Origin of the sequence: Limnomicrobium aquaticum, assembly GCF_040545545.1 — a bacterium.
Classification (GTDB): Bacteria; Pseudomonadota; Alphaproteobacteria; order Rhizobiales; family Rhizobiaceae; genus Ensifer_A; species Ensifer_A aquaticum.
In genome coordinates, this window is record NZ_JBEPMB010000009.1 from 147,332 (window position 1) to 164,033 (window position 16,702).

The 16,702-nt window shown below is 61.6% G+C and carries 13 protein-coding genes and 1 pseudogene; 4 read left to right on the forward strand and 10 right to left on the reverse strand.

The features are described 5' to 3' along the window. The 6 genes from ABID16_RS20850 to ABID16_RS20875 form a co-directional block, all read right to left on the reverse strand. Positions 1-1,080, reverse strand: a complete 1,080-nt coding sequence (locus ABID16_RS20850; RefSeq protein WP_354558299.1) for an ABC transporter ATP-binding protein — start codon at positions 1,078-1,080, stop codon at positions 1-3. Between the two features lie 33 nt (positions 1,081-1,113). After that, entirely contained in the window at positions 1,114-2,148 is a 1,035-nt protein-coding gene (locus ABID16_RS20855) for a LacI family DNA-binding transcriptional regulator (RefSeq protein WP_354558300.1), read from the reverse strand. 144 nt (positions 2,149-2,292) lie between these two features. Further along, positions 2,293-4,347: a beta-galactosidase trimerization domain-containing protein gene (locus ABID16_RS20860; protein WP_354558301.1), complete on the reverse strand. Its 2,055-nt coding sequence runs from the start codon at positions 4,345-4,347 to the stop codon at positions 2,293-2,295. A 2-nt stretch (positions 4,348-4,349) separates the two neighbouring features. Next, positions 4,350-5,171, reverse strand: a complete 822-nt coding sequence (locus ABID16_RS20865) for a carbohydrate ABC transporter permease (protein WP_354558302.1) — start codon at positions 5,169-5,171, stop codon at positions 4,350-4,352. Continuing rightward, positions 5,168-6,085 carry a carbohydrate ABC transporter permease gene (locus ABID16_RS20870; RefSeq protein ID WP_354558303.1) on the reverse strand — a complete coding sequence of 306 codons (918 nt, stop codon included), beginning with the start codon at positions 6,083-6,085 and terminating at the stop codon, positions 5,168-5,170. The genes ABID16_RS20865 and ABID16_RS20870 overlap by 4 nt, the downstream gene beginning before the upstream one ends. Positions 6,086-6,123: 38 nt before the next feature. Further along, positions 6,124-7,434, reverse strand: coding sequence for an ABC transporter substrate-binding protein (locus ABID16_RS20875; protein WP_354558304.1), 1,311 nt, complete (start codon positions 7,432-7,434; stop codon positions 6,124-6,126). Between the two features lie 113 nt (positions 7,435-7,547). On the opposite strand from ABID16_RS20875, the gene ABID16_RS20880 reads away from it, so the two are divergent. Continuing rightward, positions 7,548-7,682 carry a recombinase family protein gene (locus ABID16_RS20880; RefSeq protein ID WP_354558305.1) on the forward strand — a complete coding sequence of 45 codons (135 nt, stop codon included), beginning with the start codon at positions 7,548-7,550 and terminating at the stop codon, positions 7,680-7,682. Between the two features lie 165 nt (positions 7,683-7,847). Here the strand turns inward: ABID16_RS20880 and ABID16_RS20885 are convergent, their stop codons facing one another. The 4 genes and pseudogenes from ABID16_RS20885 to ABID16_RS20900 form a co-directional block, all read right to left on the reverse strand. Further along, positions 7,848-8,993 (reverse strand): tyrosine-type recombinase/integrase, encoded by a 1,146-nt coding sequence (locus ABID16_RS20885; RefSeq protein WP_354558306.1) that lies wholly within the window; start codon positions 8,991-8,993, stop codon positions 7,848-7,850. Continuing rightward, the gene (locus tag ABID16_RS20890; RefSeq protein WP_354558307.1) at positions 8,990-9,394 is read right to left on the reverse strand and encodes a type II toxin-antitoxin system VapC family toxin; all 405 of its coding nucleotides are present in this window, start codon (positions 9,392-9,394) and stop codon (positions 8,990-8,992) included. The genes ABID16_RS20885 and ABID16_RS20890 overlap by 4 nt, the downstream gene beginning before the upstream one ends. Further along, positions 9,391-9,648, reverse strand: coding sequence for a type II toxin-antitoxin system VapB family antitoxin (locus ABID16_RS20895; RefSeq protein ID WP_354558308.1), 258 nt, complete (start codon positions 9,646-9,648; stop codon positions 9,391-9,393). The genes ABID16_RS20890 and ABID16_RS20895 overlap by 4 nt, the downstream gene beginning before the upstream one ends. A 273-nt stretch (positions 9,649-9,921) precedes the next feature. Next, a pseudogene (locus tag ABID16_RS20900) lies at positions 9,922-10,902 on the reverse strand (IS66 family transposase); the annotation flags it as partial. Positions 10,903-11,217: 315 nt separating this feature from the next. Between ABID16_RS20900 and ABID16_RS20905 the strand changes: the two are divergent. From ABID16_RS20905 to ABID16_RS20915, 3 genes are all read left to right on the forward strand, one after another. Then, complete coding sequence (locus ABID16_RS20905) at positions 11,218-12,171, forward strand: helix-turn-helix domain-containing protein (protein ID WP_354558310.1); 954 nt, start codon at positions 11,218-11,220, stop codon at positions 12,169-12,171. Between the two features lie 289 nt (positions 12,172-12,460). Then, positions 12,461-14,530, forward strand: a complete 2,070-nt coding sequence (locus tag ABID16_RS20910) for an autotransporter domain-containing protein (protein WP_354558311.1) — start codon at positions 12,461-12,463, stop codon at positions 14,528-14,530. Between the two features lie 91 nt (positions 14,531-14,621). Beyond that, entirely contained in the window at positions 14,622-16,679 is a 2,058-nt protein-coding gene (locus tag ABID16_RS20915; protein WP_354558312.1) for an autotransporter domain-containing protein, read from the forward strand. Positions 16,680-16,702: the final 23 nt, after the last annotated feature.

Sequence of the window (16,702 nt, forward strand, 5' to 3'; positions counted from 1 at the left end):
CTATTCCTTCCACGCAACGTCGCGAATGCGCGTTCCATCGGCTGCAAACAGCAGCGCCCTTGAAGGCGATGCGCGGAAGCTCAGCGTTTCGCCGCGCTGCAACGGCCGTTCGGACCGCTCTTCGATGACGACGCTTTCGCCGCTTGCGAGCTGGCCATAGATGAAGCGTGTGCCGCCGAGGTTTTCCACGACATCCACGGTCGCCGCGATCTCCAAACCACCCTCATCGACGGTAAAATGCTCGGGGCGAATACCCAGTTTGACCGGGGTCCCGGCAGCCGGCAGAGGCGCGGTCGTGTGAAAAACCGCGCCGCAGGCGAGACGCACCGACCCGTCGGGCGCCGTCGTTCCGTCCAGCAGGTTCATGCGCGGGGAGCCGATGAAGCCGGCCACGAAGAGATTTTCGGGGTCGCTATAGAGCTGTTGCGGCGTGCCCACCTGCTCGATCTTGCCGGCGCGGATCACGACGATCCTGTCGGCGAGCGTCATGGCCTCCGTCTGGTCGTGGGTGACATAGATCATGGTCGTGCGCAGTCGCTGATGAAGCTTGGCGATCTCGACGCGCATCGAAACCCGCAATTCGGCATCCAGGTTCGACAGCGGTTCATCGAAGAGAAAGACGTCCGGATTGCGCACGATGGCCCGGCCGATCGCCACCCGCTGGCGCTGGCCGCCGGAGAGCTGCGCCGGCTTGCGCTTGAGCAGGCTTTCCACCTGCAGCGTCTTTGCCACATCCATCACGCGGCGCGCGATCTCTTCCCTGCCGAGACCGGCAATCCGAAGGGCAAAGCCGATATTCTGCTCGACCGTCATATGCGGATAGAGCGCATAGTTCTGGAACACCATGGCGACGCCGCGCTCGATGGGGTCGGCGGTGTTGACCGTGCGGCCGCCGATGATCAGATCGCCGCCGGTGATCTTTTCCAGGCCCGCGATCATCCGGAGAAGCGTGGATTTGCCGCATCCGGACGGTCCGACGAAGACCGTGAACGATCCGTCCTCCACCGCCAGATTCAGCCCCTCGATGGCCTGGAAGGCCCCGTAGGACTTGTCGATGTTACGCAGTTCCAGCCGAGCCAATGTCTTCCTCCCATGGCAGGCGCGGTCCGTCGGTCAGGCAACCCTTCGCGTCGAACCTCGCAGGATAATGTCGCATTCCAGCGTCACGCTTCGCGTTACCCGGTTGGAGGGTTCCCCGAGGCGTTCCAGAAGGATGTCGGTTATGGTTTCGGCAATCGTTGCAATCGGCTGCGCGACTGCGGTAATGCCGGATTCGTAGAGCCTGAAGACCGGCACGTCGTCGTAGCTGACGAGCGAGATATCGTCCGGCACATGCAGGCCGTTTTCCTTCAGCCAGCTCATGGCGCCGATGGCCATGCCGTAGTTGGCGCAAAAGAGCGCGGTCGGCCGCTGTTCCAGCGCCATCAGCCGCGTGGTTGCCTGGTAGCCGCCATCGATGGTCCAGTTGCCCTTGACCTTGAGGGCGGGATCGATCTCGATCCCCTTCTCCTGCAGGGCTTTCTCATAGCCCGAAAGCCGCTCAAGCCCCGACGAATTGGCGAGATCGCCCATCAGGATGCCAATGCGCTCATGGCCGAGATCGGCGAGATGGCTGACGATGCGGTAGCTGGCACGGTAGTTGTCGACCATCACCCTGTCCACGGCGAGCCCGCGCAGGTCGTTGTTGTAGAAGATGATCGGAATGTTCTGCGACAGAAGCTCGTCCACGCGGTCGTAGACATCCGCCGTCCCGTCCATGACGATGGCGTCGACGCGCTGGGCCGCGAAAATATCCAGAGCTTCGGCGATGACGCGCGGGTCGCCGCCGTGGCAATAGCTGAGCACCGCACGGCCGCTGCGGCGCACGGTATTGCTCAGGTGCTCCAGCATCTGGGCATGAAACTCGTCGAAGCGTGGGACCAGAAATCCGATGATATGGGTGAGATCGGTCCGGATCGAAGCGGCGGCCGCATTGCGCTTGTAACCGAGCTCCTGAATGGCCTGCTCGATCTGTTCGCGGTTGGCGCGGCGGATCGGCTGTCCGTTCAGATAGCGCGAGACCGTGCCGACCGCAACATCGGCGGTCCGCGCGACGTCGATGATCGTGGGGCTTCGACGCTTTTCGCCACTCGGTTCCGGTTCGTTCATCGCGGGCGTCTCCTTTGCTCAAGGCAGATCACGGCAGCACGTCTGCTGCCGAAATGCGTCCTATAGCCCAGGAACGGGCGCACCGCCACGACGCGCCGGGCGTCTGCCGCTCGTCATTTCTGGCCAGACCCGCCGTTGCCATCCTCATGACGCGCTCTCGAAGACCACTGCGCTGTGAATGCGAAGATGAGGCAGGGTTACCCGGTAGACGCCGTCCGGCTCGCTGGCATACGCGATATCCTCGCCGGTCAGCGCGTCGTAGACACGCGCCGGCGCGGACGGCAGCCGGACCTTGGCGGTCACCGGGCCGATGGCCGGAATATCCTCAATCATCTCCATGACGCGGTGGCTGCCGTCTTCGGTGGGAACCTCCTTGCCGCGGATCTGCGGCGGACCGTAGAGGAGATGCAGGACGTGGCGGCCTGTATCCGGCTGCGTTGTAAAAGTCGCGCGGCCCGAAGAGGGCAAATCCGTCTGAAGAACAGGATCGGTTATGAGCCGGGTCAGGAGGCCTCGCACCACATATTTGTACAAGGGTTGGCCCATCGCGCGATAAAGCCTGAAAATGGGATAGGCAATGTAGGCAGCACCGCCGTGAACCGTGACGGCCGCGCCCAGCGGCTCTGCAGCAGGATCGTCGGGGGCATGCTGGTGCGAGCAGAAATGCGCGAAATTCCGGTTGAAATAGCTCGGGTAGATTTCGGCCAGAACCTCGGCCCCTGCTGGCCGGATGACATCCGCCGTGTCGTAGCAGACGAAGGCCGTTTCCGGCATGGAAGGATCGAGCGACTTCGACGCCTTCATGTAGCTCGGGCTGAAGGCGATCGGGCCGCCGGCGCGCTCTATCCCGAAATCGATGGCAAACCGATCCTCCGGTGAGAGCCCCGAGCGCCAGGAGGCGATCAGCTTGCCGCCCTGGGCCAGATAGGCCTCCAGCCGTGCGGCCAGCGCCGCATCGACCGCGATCGTGTCGGGCAGGATCAGAAGCCGGTAGTCTTCAAACCGGGCGGAGAGATCGATGACGTCGAACGGCCATTTCAATTCCTGCAGCATCTGCGAGGCGCCGTCGTCGCTCGGATCGTTGCGCTCGCCCTGCGGGTTCATGTGCTCGGCCGACAGAATGGCGACCTCGGAAATCTGTCTGGCCCCGACCAGATAGGGTTCCAGCTTCTTGATCCGCGCATAGGCGGGCGCGATGGAGGCATAGGTGTCGGGGTTGATCGCACCGTTCGGATGAAGCTGGTCGCCGACAAGGCACTTCGAGCCGAGGGCGACCATCTGGGCGCATTCGTATTCCAGCGCGTCGGGATGCTTGAAACCGCCGAACTCGCCCCACATCGTATGAAACTTGCCGGTGTGGGAGACGAAATCGAGGCCCAGCGTCGCGGCATAGCGCGCCGAGGACGGAAAATGGTCGTAGCCCCAGCCGCCGGTCGGCAGGCTTTCGATTTCCAGATGCGTATAGGTCGAGAAGCGCTGCCGGCCCTGCTTGTGGATATGGCCGCAATTGTAGAACACGCGCAGGTCCGGGAACTCGGCAAAGAGAGCCGCGCTGGTTTCCTGCCGGAACTGCTCGTTGACGGCTTCGTCGTTCTTCAGCCGGTCGGCCGGGTTGAGCGGATCGAGACCGTTCAGGCGCATCCGGTCGAGGCAGGCGGTGCAGACGCAGTCGGGCGTGAGCACGATGTCGAAGAACAGGCCTTGCGTCTTGTAATTGCTGGCCACCTCGCGCGCCTGATCCAGAATGTAGCGCCGCACGCCCTGATGATTGAGGCAGAGCGTGTGCCATGCTGGGCTGAGCTGCTTGGCCGCCGAGGGATCGCCGAAAATCGCGCGCTGATAGTGGTTGGTGGCGCTGAGGGCCCGCCATTCCGGATGTTCGCGCGCCGTCAGTTCGTCCCACTGCACGGAGATGTAAAGCGGGCACTCGATGTCGGCCGCCGTCAACGCATCGACCATCTCGCCCATCAGGTCCGGGCGAGCGAGCCGGGGATGGGGCTTGCCGACCTTTGTGGGATAATAGGACCAGCCGTGGTGGCACTTGGCGAAGATAGTAATGGAATCGACATTCGCGGCTTTCAGGGTCGAAACGAACGACGCCGGATCAAAGTCAGCACCGATCCCGTCGATATGTTCGGACGTGTGAAAGTCGAGATGAACCTGGCGAAAACGCATCGGGCTAACGACGTTTCTTGACATGGCTACTCCTTGGCCCCGGATCGAGTCTGCGATCCGGCAGCAAATTGGCGTTGGAAGATCATGAAGACGAGGAGCGGGACCGTGGCGGTCACGATGGCGGCGACCGAGCGCATGTCCCAGTTCATTTCGTAGCTGCTGGAAATGCGCGCCAACAGCACGGGCAGGGGGATTTCCGAGCGAAGGAACAGCATCGGCAGAAGCAGCGCGTTCCAGGTCCACAGGAATTGCAGGATGCCGACGGCAAAGACCGGGGAAAGACTGTTCGGCAGGACTACGAAGCGGAACGTATCGACCGGGCCGCAGCCGTCGATCTTCGAGGCCTCCACCAGCTCCTTCGGAAAATCCTCGAAGAAGTTCTTCACCAGATAGATCGACCAGGCGAAGGAGAGGCCGACATAGGGGATCAGCACCGACAGGATATTGTCGATCAGGCCCATGTCGCGCCATAGCCGGAAAAGCGGAATGATGACGACCTGCTGCGGCAGCACGAACGCATTGATGATGATCACCAGCATCAGCCGACGGAAGCGAAATTCGAGGAAATGGAAGGCATAGGCGGCGGCAGGCGTCAGTAGCATGGTGAAGAGCGTGGCAAGGCCGGCGGTCTTCACCGTCACCCAGAGAGCCGGCGCGAGCGGATACTTGCTCCAGACCTTGCGCCAGGCGTCCAGGGTGAAATCGAAATGGTCGAACTGCCACCAGCCGAGCGCCGTTCCCTCGGGCGGGCGGATGGAGGTCATGACGATGCCGATGATCGGCACCATCCAGATCAGGGCGATGACGCCCACAACCACAATCACCCATCGCGGCGCCCTGTCCGTCATTTCGCACCTGCCGTCCGCTGCATGATGGCGGGAGCCGAGACGATCAGAAACGCGACCAGCAGGACAATCGTCGCGGCGGCGCCATAACCGAGTTTGAACTGCGTCATCGATTCCCGGTAGATGAAATAGCCGACCGTTTCCGTCGCGCGGGCGGGGCCGCCATTCGTCATCACGTAGATGATGTCGAAGGCCCTGAGCGCGGTCAGCAGATTGATGAACACCGATACGCGCACGCCGGGCAGCGACAGCGGCACCATGATGAAGCGCATGGTGGAAAACGATTTGGCGCCATCCATGTAAGCGGCTTCCAACACCGATTTCGGGATGGACTGGATGGCGGCAAAAATCAGCATCAGCGGCAGGCCGACGGCGCTCCAGGCCGAGGCAATGATGAGAACCCAGAGCGCGGTTTTCTCGTCTCCGAGCCATGCGAAGGCGAAACCAGGAAAGCCGAGATGCTGGATCAGCGAATTCAGCAAGCCGCCGCTATCGGAGCGGAATATACCCGTCCAGAGATAGCCGGACACCGATTCCGAAATGCCGAAGGCGGCAAAGAACATCATCCGGAAGACGAGCGTCTGCCGCGGGGCGAGCGCGCAGAGCATGGCGACAACCCAGCCGATGCTCACCGACAGGATCGTCACGCCTGCCGTGAACAGGAGGGTCGTGGTCAGCGTGTTGCGGAAACCGGCATCGGAAAACAGAAGAATATAATTTCCAAATCCCGCAAAACTCGGCTTTCTGAGGCCCTGAATGTCCCAGAAGCTGATGCGGACCGTTTCGACAAGCGGATAGAGCGTCGCCACCGTGAAGAGCAGCATGGCCGGCGCGAGCAGAAGGGCGGCGGCAGAGGCATCGCCAAGCCTCCACCGGCGCGGCACTCGCGCGAGCGCCGGTGGATGGGCCTGGTCCATGCCCGCCTCCCTTTTGGGGGAAACGGGAAGGGGTTTCATCAGTAGGATGCCTTTGCCTTGGCCTCGATGGCGGCCAGAACCTTGTCGATATTGGCGTCCGAGGGATCCTGCAGGAACTTCTGCAGCTGGACACGGTACTCGTCGACCAGATCGCCAGGCAGCAGATCGCCGAGGACGAACTGCACCTTGGACTTGGCAACCGCGGCCGTGGCGATCTTCTGGGCATCGCCGTAGAGGGACGCATCGACCTCCTTGCTCGGAGAGGCCAGGCCTGCCTTGGCGATGATGTTGGCCGCATCCGCCGTGGTGCAGAAATCGAGGAATGCGTCGGCAGCCTTGGGGTTCGCCCCGTTGGCGGTCACGACAAATTCCTTGGAGTCGACGCTCGACGTATCGTCATGGCCCATGCCAAGCGCGGGAAACTGGAACAGGCTGTAGTCCTTGCCCTCCACAAGCTTGTAATCGTCCTTGGCGCGGGCGTTGAGCCACATGCCGATGAGCACGAAATTCTTCGCATTTGCCTGAAAGACCTGGTCGCAGGCCGCATCCCACTCGGTGGACAGCATGTCGGCCGGGGCACCGCAAAAACCGCCCGAGATCAACGATGCGTATTTCTTGAGCGCGGTCTTCACGATTGCGTCAGTCCAGGGGATCTGGTGGGCGGCAAGCTTGGACGAGGCCTCGACGCCGGCAGTCCTCAGCAGCAAAGTCTCGAACCACTCGGCATGCGCCCAGTATTTGCCGGGTATGGCAATCGGCGCGGCAAATCCCGCCTTCTGCAGCTTCGGCAACGCCGCCGTGAACTCGTCCCATGTCTTGGGCATTTCGGCGATGCCCGCCTTGGCCATATGGTCCTTCTTGTACCAGATGCCGGAGCGATCGCCGAACGTATAGGTCAGGCCATAGGTCACATCGGCCAGCGAGCCGAGCTTGCGCCAGGACGCATCGAGCCGCTTGTCCCAGTTAAACGTCTTCCATTGATCATCGATGGGCCGCAGGATGCCGGCATCGGCCAGTTCCTTGCGGAAAGCGGGCCATGTGTTGACAAACAGATCGACCTTCTCCCCGCCCATCAGCGCGGTGCGCATGCCGGGGCGCATGTCGCCCTGACCGGTGACATTGACCTCGCGGATCTTCACCTTGGGGTATTTGGCAACGAACGCCTTCTGCAGATTATGCAGCATCTCGAGTTCGGTGCCGCCGGCCCAGTTGAGCACGGCAAGCTCTCCGCCGACCTCGTCGGCGGCGCGGGCGCCGCCATTCGTCATCGCGGCCAGCGCCAATCCGCCGGTACCGGCCAGAAAGGTACGACGCCGTATGCCCTGAAAATTCTCCAACCCTGCACTCATGTTGCATCCTCCCAAATGTCAACGGAAGGCCGTCTCGGCCAACTAAGTTGAAACGTTATCATCTTTATTGAACTTGGCAAGATGATTCGACGAAATCATACGGATCGAGAGCCATGGTTCGGGCGGCGGCGTTCTTCTCGGGCATCGCACAATTCGAACGCGACCTGATCAGCGAGCGCGTAAGATCCGGGCTCTCAGCCGCCAAAGCACTGGGCAAAAGCCTAGCCGTCAGATCGGCCAGCACGTAGGAGTTTGCGTCGATTACCGAAGGCCGCAACTGTTGCTGAATCGGCCGCAATCTCTGCATCGGCGAATAAGCCAGGGAGCCGGTGAGAGGCGGGTGACGGATATTATTGCCGGCAGCATCGATAGAAGAGGCTCAAGACGGCAAGCACTGCTAGCTTTCCAAACCCTCACAGCAGCCGTGCGGCTCGCCCGCTCCTGCGCGTGGCGCTGTTATAATACTCCGACGCCTGCTGAACCGAGCGGTGTCGAGACTGTTCCATGGCCTCAAGCAGCGGAATGCCCCGATTGGCCGCCTCCGTCAGATAGCCAGACCGCAAGCCGTGCGCCGAATATTCCGCCGGGTCGAGACCTGCTTGTTGCGCGCGCTGCTTGACGATGTCGTTCACGGCGGCAGGGTCCAGCGCGCGCGCCGAGACATTGCCCCAGCGATCGATCCCCCGAAACACGCTGCCGCTCCCGATCTGCGCGGCCTTCAGCCAGACCTTCAGCGCCTCGACCGGCCGCCCGGTAAGATAGACCACTTCGTCGCGATCGGCCCCGCTGGTCTTTGTCCGCCCGAGATGAATGGACAGCGACGGCCGGGGAGAGCCTCCCTCGACAGCGATCGGTTCTTCGTCGATCAATTGCTCCTTGCGCAGACCCGCCACTTCACTGCGGCGACGACCGCCGGAGGCGAAGGCAAGCATGAGGATCGCCCGGTCGCGAAGATCGCGCAGACTGCCGCTTTCACACGTCTTGAGGAGCCGGCTGAGAATATCACCTGTCAAAGCCTTGGCGCTTTTGCGCTTGCGCGGACGAGGGTTCGCGCGCACCGCAAGCCGGATGGCAGATTTCAGCCTTGGGGATGCAAATGCACCTTCCAGCCCCCGCCATTTCGTCAGCGTCGACCACGTGGCGAGCCGCCGGCGCACGGTGTCAGGCGCAAGGGGCCCCGCGGCTCTGAGGAACCCCTGAAGGCGAAGCTGGTCTTCGACATCCGACGGCATGCCATGTTGCGGATCGGTGAGACGCTTTTCGGGGTCCCACAGATGATGGGCGACGAATTTCAAGAGAAGCGCTTCAGGCGCTGGCCACGGAAGAGGACCGCCGGTCGTAGCGTGCGACCAAGCCTGAAGATAGGCCAGATCGGAGGTGAGGGCGCGTAGCGTATTTTCCCCAATGCCCTGATTGACCAAATGACGGAGCGTTTCGACATCCTGATCGGTGAGCAAGCCCGCCAACGTGTCACGACGCCCCATCGGCAGGACCGAGGCGATCGTGTCGAGGGCCGCCACACGACGACCCAATGGACTGCTGGACGCGGAGTTGCTCATGCCGATGACGACGCCGGATGCAGTTTCAGGTCTGTTTGCGAGAAGTCGCGCCCCTTGAACAGCAAGGGCGCTTTGGCCACGGCGGAAACTGCGTAGGAAAAGCAATCTCCCATGTTGAGACCTGCGGGATGTCGGCCTTTCCCATAATGCTGCAATGCCTGCTCGGCCGCTCGATAGTGCGGTCGATCAAAAGTGAGGCAGGTCACGTTCGAGGCCTCGGAGAGGCTCATGATGATATGACTTGGGTTGGAAAACCTCTTAGCCTCCAATACCGTTCTAGTTTCAAACAGCGTGGGCCACCCGACGACGATGTCGTTCGCTGACAAGACGGCCTTGAACGTTTCAGCTTCAGGCTCTTCGAGGAAGATTGCGATCAGAACCGATGTATCGACAGCGATCACTTCGGCAACCCATTCTCGTCGTAGAGGTCATCATGCGCCGAGGTCGTGCCGGGCGGAACGGTTCGCCGGCCTTCAGCGGCAAGCTCCCAGACCGCATCGAGCGGGTGGGCCTTGTTTTGACTTCGTAGCTCGATGTCGTATCGTTCGAGCGCCTGTTCGACGAGCCTGTTGATCGGCTGACCGGTGCGACGAGCGAGAGCATGCGCGAGATCACGGGCCTTGCTGCTGCGGATGGAGAGTTGCGGTTCAGACATGAAAGTCCTCCGGGCAAGGCGTTTCTAGGGGTAAAGATAATGGTTTGCGCAAAAGATGGCAAGTGACGGCCAATAGATGGCTAATCTCCGATAAGACGTGCTTATCGTGCGTGAACAAGCGCGAAAATCACCGTTCACCCTGTGAATCGATAGTTCGTCTTCGCTATCTTTGACGTCTAATTTACCATATCTTCAGTGGCTTAATATCCTGCAGCCTCGCGAAACTTGGGGTACGTTGGAGGAGGGGGATGAACCGGCGCAGATCTGGTGCCGGTGGCGGATGGCGCCAAAGATGGCGGCTTCTGCCAGAAGGCGCACGATCTGCTTGTTGAAAATATCGATGCCCCTGGCAGCCAGATGCTCCAGGAACGGAACCTGTTTGGCAAAATGCAGCGGTCGCCGTGTGCGCAGCCTGGCGATGACGGCTGAATCCACGCCATGCCGTTCCTGCAGATAGTCGAGAGCGGCCTGGTTCAGGGCATAGTCGCAGTAATGGCCGCGCAGGATCCACAGGAAGTTCAGCCGCGTTTTGGACGGTGTCGTGCGAAACGCCGAAAAATGTTCACCGCCGATCTGCGTCGTGTGGAAATCGCCGGCACCATGGCGAGCGCCCGTGTCATAGACCGTGACGTATGACGACAACACGAGACCGACATGCAGGATGGCAGCATCCTCGGCCACGAACCCATCAAGTCCGCTCGTCAGCATCCGCACGACCTGGCGCTTAGAAATCTCGATGCCGACATCGTTGAGCAAGGTCGCCAGCCGCTGCGTCGTCACCTGTGCTCGAGCATGCAACATCAGGCAGAAGCGTCTGACGTTCGGACCATAGCCGCCGGAAACACCTTGCGGCAGAGAGGCAATGATCGTCTTGCCATCGGCCGACACCCAGCATTCACGCCGATCGCGCACGAGTTCCGCCTTCACGACCGGTTCGCGGACAAAGCAATCCTTATAACCCTTGAAGCGCGCGCCTACCGGAGCAGGCATCCGTAAATATGCCTCACACGTCACACGATCCGGGTCCAGCTTCGGCCCGCGCGGGGTCTTCTTGCCGACCGGCTTGTCACCGACATTTCGATCCGTTGCCTTCTTTATTCCGGATACATGAAACGGTGGGCGAGAGGGCAGGTTCTTCAGCCGCGCGATCTCGTCGCGCAGCAACTGCTTCTCGACCTTCAGGCGGATATTGTCGAGACACAGCTCCTCGTTCTCAAGGCGAAGCGTCGCATTCTCAGCCTCTTGCCGTTCAAGCCCACCGATGAGCCTTTATGGCGCTGTACTTGCACGACATACCGACCCCAAAAAGAGAGATCGATCCAATTTGCGCCAGTTGATCGCCGATGACGCCAAGCGTAAAAAGGAGCAGCCCCCTCGGTTACTGGAAACGGATATGCATACCGATGTATATTAGGAAAATTTGAAATTTTAATACAGCCTTGGGCCGAATTTTATTCCGCCGAAAATCATATGTTAAGTGTAGCCGGGTGGGGCGCAAAATTCATGCAGGGACAAATTCCTTTTTCTTATTTCAGCACGAAAGGACTTACCCCAGCCATAGCGCGGGCCATGTGGCTGGAAAACATCAACGTCATGTTCGATGTCAGCCACCTGCAGAAGGACGGTTCCTTTTGCGCGGAAGCGGGGGCGCTGCTTCTGGGGGATGCGATGGTGGCCCGCTCGAGCTGCCATGCGCAGTCTTTCGAGCGTTCGCGGTATCGCACCGCCCGTGATGGCCTGAGCCATTATCTCATCCAGTTCTACGTCGAGGGACAATGCGGCGACCGGAACTGGGCCGATAGCGAATGGACGCGTCCGGGTGATTTGTTGATCGTCGATCTCGCGCAACCGCTGATGACGGCCGCGACAGATTTTTCCAATCTCAACCTGATTGTCCCACGGCGACTTCTGGCTCCGCTCCTCGTTTCGCCCGATGCGCACCATCTCAGGGTCATTCGCGGAGAATTGCCTCTGGTGCGCATTCTCAGAAGCCATGTCGCCGAATTGATGAGCGCCGGCCCGCAATTGGTCCCGGCGGAGGGTCTCGCGGTTCTGCAGCCGACGCTTCACATGGTCGCGGCTATTCTCAACGGCGAGGACTCGCGCGATCTGGCGGCTCCGGGCATTCAGGCGTCACTGCAGATGGAGATCCGTCGATACATTCAGGCGCAGCTTTCCAATCCGAGCCTCACTGCGGAGACAGTCGCCGCCCGGTTCGGAATTTCGAGACGCAAGCTCTATTATCTTTTCGAGGGGGAGGGCGGCTTCATCTCCTATTTGCGCGCCCGCCGGCTTGAGGCGATCCGAGGCGCGCTCATCGATCCAAGCCAGATCGACCGGTCGATCTCCGACATTGCAAGCCAATTCTGTTTCGACAATCGCTCCGGCTTCGTCAACGCTTTCCGCCGAATTTATGGGCTGGTGCCGCGCGAGGCACGGGCCTTCGGTCATGCGGGTCTGAAAGATGAAGAAGCATCGCCCCTCCACGCGGCCTGGCGCGGGTGGATTCAACAGGCACGCTGATCACGACAGCAGAGCCGGTGGAGCGGTCTGTTTGCACTGCCATCGACAAATTCGCCGGCCACTTTGCACGCCATTGCACATCGACCCACAGGCTCTGTGCCCCTCTCGTTAGGGCCTGTAAGACCTTCAAATTCAACGAATACCGGAGAGCGTGACGTATGGAGACAACGTCCGATCAGGCAGAAACATGCATGGAGATACTTTATTGTTTAAGCCGGTTCGCTATTCCAAAAGTCTGGAAATGCTCTCGGGGGATTGCCGGCCCCGGACGAGAGCGGCGACAGTACGCATGGACGCTGCGTGGCGGCGCTCCGGCCTGGTGACAGCCCTGCTCGCCACCGCTGCCTTCGCGCCTGCCATGGCGCAACAGGCGAACCCGCCGACAGATAACCCACTCGATCTGGGCACCCTGAACGGCGGCACGTCGAAGGCTAATGCCGTGAGCGCTGACGGAACAACCGTTGTGGGCCTCAGCGACAATCAGGCGTTCCGCTTCGTCTGGGGCAGCGGAGGCATGGTGGCTCTGCCGTCCCTTTATGGCGGCGCTGCGGAGGCGACCGGCGTCAATGCGAACGGCACCGTCGTGGTCGGCGGCGTCATCGACAATGGCAATAGCGAGCGTGCCTTTCGTTGGACCTCGGCAACGGGGACCATGCAAGACCTCGATCCCAACCGCAACTTCTTCCGCTCAAGGGCCACTGCCGTCAATCCGGATGGAACGGTCGTGGTCGGTCAGGCGATGACGGACACCTACAAGGCCTTCCGCTGGGACGCGACGTTCGGGATGGTCGATCTGGGACGTCTTCCCGGCACCCGCGCGTCCTATGCCACTGCCGTGAACAACGACGGGAACATCGTGGTGGGCTCTTCCGACGACGGGCCGGCGCACACGAACTCCCGCGCCTTTCTCTGGTCGATGCAGACGGGCAACATGATCGATCTGGGCACCTTGAACGGCGGTGCGAACGCCGCTGCAACGGGTGTCAGCGGCGACGGAACGATCGTCGTCGGTTATGCAAACGACGGCAGTGCCGGCGGTGCCGAGCGTGCTTTCCGCTGGACGGCAGCCTCCAACACGATGACAAGCCTCGGGATACTCAGCGGCGGCAGCGTTTCGAGAGCCTATGCGATCAGCCGCGACGGCACGGTCGTGGTTGGGATCGGAGACGTGGACGGGGTCAATCAGGTCACCCGCGCCTTTCGCTGGTCGCAGACCGATAACCGGATGATCACGGTCGAAGACTGGCTGCGGGAGAACGGGGCCGCTGTCGGCAGCAATATCACCAAGGCGGCCTATGGCGTTTCCGCGGACGGGAATGTCGTGGTCGGCGAACTGCAAAACAGCCACGCCTTCATCGCCCGCGGGCCGGTGCAGGTGCAGACGGGCGCCGCCGGGGCCACTGCAACGGCGGCCACGACGACGACGGCGGGCCTCATGGATGTTCAGAATTTCCAGACCAGCCTCGCCACCGCGCCCAGGCTTGCCCCGGAGCTTCAGAACACAAGTCTGGCCGTCGACAGCACACGTTGCTCGCCGTTGTTCATGTCGCTCGATGCCGGGCAATCCTCTGCCTCGTTCACCGGTGGGGCAGGCGCGGGGAGCGCGAAGTCGACCAATGGCGGCTTCGGGATGGGCCAACTCGGCTATGCGCATGCACTGGAAGACGGCTGGATCGTGTGCCTCTCGGGCGGCGGGCAGTATGCGCGGATGGACACGCTGAACGGCGGCAATGCCGTTTACGGCTCCGGCTACATCGCGCCGGAGGTTTCGCACAGTTTCGATAACCGGCTGGTTGCGGCGCTGTCGGGCTATTTCAGCTGGGGCAAGGCCGATATCCGGCGCGGCTATCTCAACGGGACGGCCAACGATTCCTCCTTCGGCTCCTCAGCGACCCAGACGACCGGCTTCAGTGCCCGCCTTGCCTGGCAGGACGCGCTGTCGGCCGGCACGACCTCCGTATCTCCATTCGCAAGTTACACCTTTTTGAGCGCGCGGATGGACGGTTACAGCGAAACCGGCGGCAGTTTCCCGGTCCGCTTCGACGGTTCCCGCGAAAACTCCAATGCCGTGCGGATCGGCGCGGATGCCAGAACACCGATCAACGACCTCTTCGCCTTCGTCACCCATCTGGAATACGGCCATCGTTTCGAGAAGGCCGGCCCGGGCATCCGTGGACAGATTCTCGGCCTCTCGGCCTTCTCCATCGACGGTGCGGCGGTGCAGCAGGATTGGCTGAGCGGCGGCATCGGGGTCGCCTACAAGCTCGGCGACGGTGATGGGCTGCTGATGGTCAACACCTCCAACCAGACCGGGCGCAACACGACGTGGCTCTCGGCCAGCTACCGCGTGAAGTTCTGAACACCGCGGACGCTCATACTGAATTTTATTTGAGGGGACATTTTCAATGACTATGACTGGCGGTACCGAATCTCGGAAGCGAGCGGCCGGAATGAAGACGGCATGGCAGCTTTCCGGACTTGCGGTGACCCTTGTGGCCGGCACAGCCATCGCGCCAGCCATGGCGCAACAGGTGGGCCCGGTGCCCGGCAGTATTGCCGATCTCGGAACGCTTGGTGGTGGGACATCCCAGGCGGTCGGGGTCAGCGGCGATGGGACGACCGTGATCGGGAATAGCAACAACGACGTTTTCCGTTTCGTGCAGGGCGGCGCGATGGGGCGCCTGCAGGGCTTTATCCAGGCCGTGGGCGGATCGGCTGGCCAGGTGACGGGGATCAACAGCGATGGCACCGTCGTGGTCGGCTGGGCATCGGATCGCTTCAACGATCAGCATGCGGTCATGTGGACGCCGGCGACAGGGACGGTCGATCTGGATCCGGTTAACACGGTTTATGGTATCCCCCGCGCCGTCAGCGGCGACGGTAAAGTGGTAGTCGGCGAACTTCTGAGCACTTGGGCCGCTGCATTTCGATGGACTAAGGCAGGCGGCCTTGAGCGCCTCACTTTTCCGGGAGCCAACGGAACATATGCGACCGGCGTGAACTACGACGGATCGGTTATCGTCGGCAATGGGGACGACGGATCGAGGCCATCGAGAAACGCACGCGCCTATCGCTGGACCGCAACGGCCGTGCAAGATCTGGGAAGGCTGAATGGCGGTGACGACATTCGCGCAACGGGCGTGAGCGGTGACGGTGCGGTCGTGGTCGGCTATGCCAATGATGGAAATATGAATAACGCTCAACGCGCCTATTACTGGAAGGATAGTCCTGCCGGTGGGACCATCACCAATATGGGCATCCTGAGCGGCGGCAGCATCTCTGCGGCCAATGCGACAAACAGGGACGGCTCCGTCATCGTCGGCAACGCGGACATCGACGGTCAGGGTCAGGTCTTGCGCGGTTTCCGTTGGACGCAGGCAACGGGCATGATCACCGTCGACAAGTGGCTCAGCGACGGGGGCGTCACGCTTGGAAGCAACGTCACCGCCAGCGCGACCGGTGTCTCCGCCGACGGCAATGTCGTTGTCGGGACCTTGCAGAACAATCACGCGTATATCGCGCGCGGAGCAATTCCAGCCCCGCCATCGACCGGCGGAATGACGACGACCACCACCGCCGGCCTGATGGATGTGACCAACTTCCAACAGAGCCTTGCAAGCACGCCGCGTGTTTCCGGGCAGATGCAGAATGCCGACACGGTCATCAACGGCGCGCATTCCTCGCCGCTGTTCATGCTGCTCGATGCAGGGCAGTCGTCCGCCTCGTTCACGGGCGATGGCGGTTATACGATCATGAGGTCCGCTCAGGGCGGGCTTGGCGCGGGCGAATTCGGTTTCGGACGCGGGATCGAAGGGGGCTGGACGGTGCGCGTTGCCGGCGGCGGGCAATATGCCCGGATGGACACGCCGAATGCCGGGAATTCGGTGTTCTCTTCGGGCTATATCGCGCCGGACGTCTCCTATGCCGTCGGCGGCGGCGTGGTTGCCACCCTTTCCGGCTATTTCAACTGGGGCAAGGCCGATATCCGGCGCGGCTATCTGAATGGCGCGGCCAACGATTCGTCGTTCGGGTCGGCTGCGACGCAGATCTATGGGGTTCGTGCCCGTGTCGACTGGCAGGATGCCTTGAAGCTGGCATCCACCGGCATCTCGCCCTTCGTCAGCTATACCTATCTGAACGCGCAGATGAACGGCTACACGGAAACCGGCGGCAGCTTCCCGGTCCAGTTCAACGGGTCTCGCGAGGTTTCCAACGCGGTGCGTATCGGGGCCGATGCCACGACGCCGCTCAACGACCAGTTCGCGCTGGTGACCCGCTTTGAATACGGTCATCGTTTCGAGAAGGCCGGTGCCGGCGTCAGCGGCCAGATTCTCGGCCTCTCCGCCTTCTCCATGGATGGAGCGTCCGTGCAGCAGGATTGGCTGCGCGGCGGTCTGGGCGTGAGCTACAAGCTGGGCAACGGCGACGGGCTCGTCATGGTGAACACGTCGAACCAGACGGGCAAGAACACGACCTGGCTCTCTGCGAGCTATCGGATGAAGTTCTGACGGGAGCGCGCCGGCGGATCCGA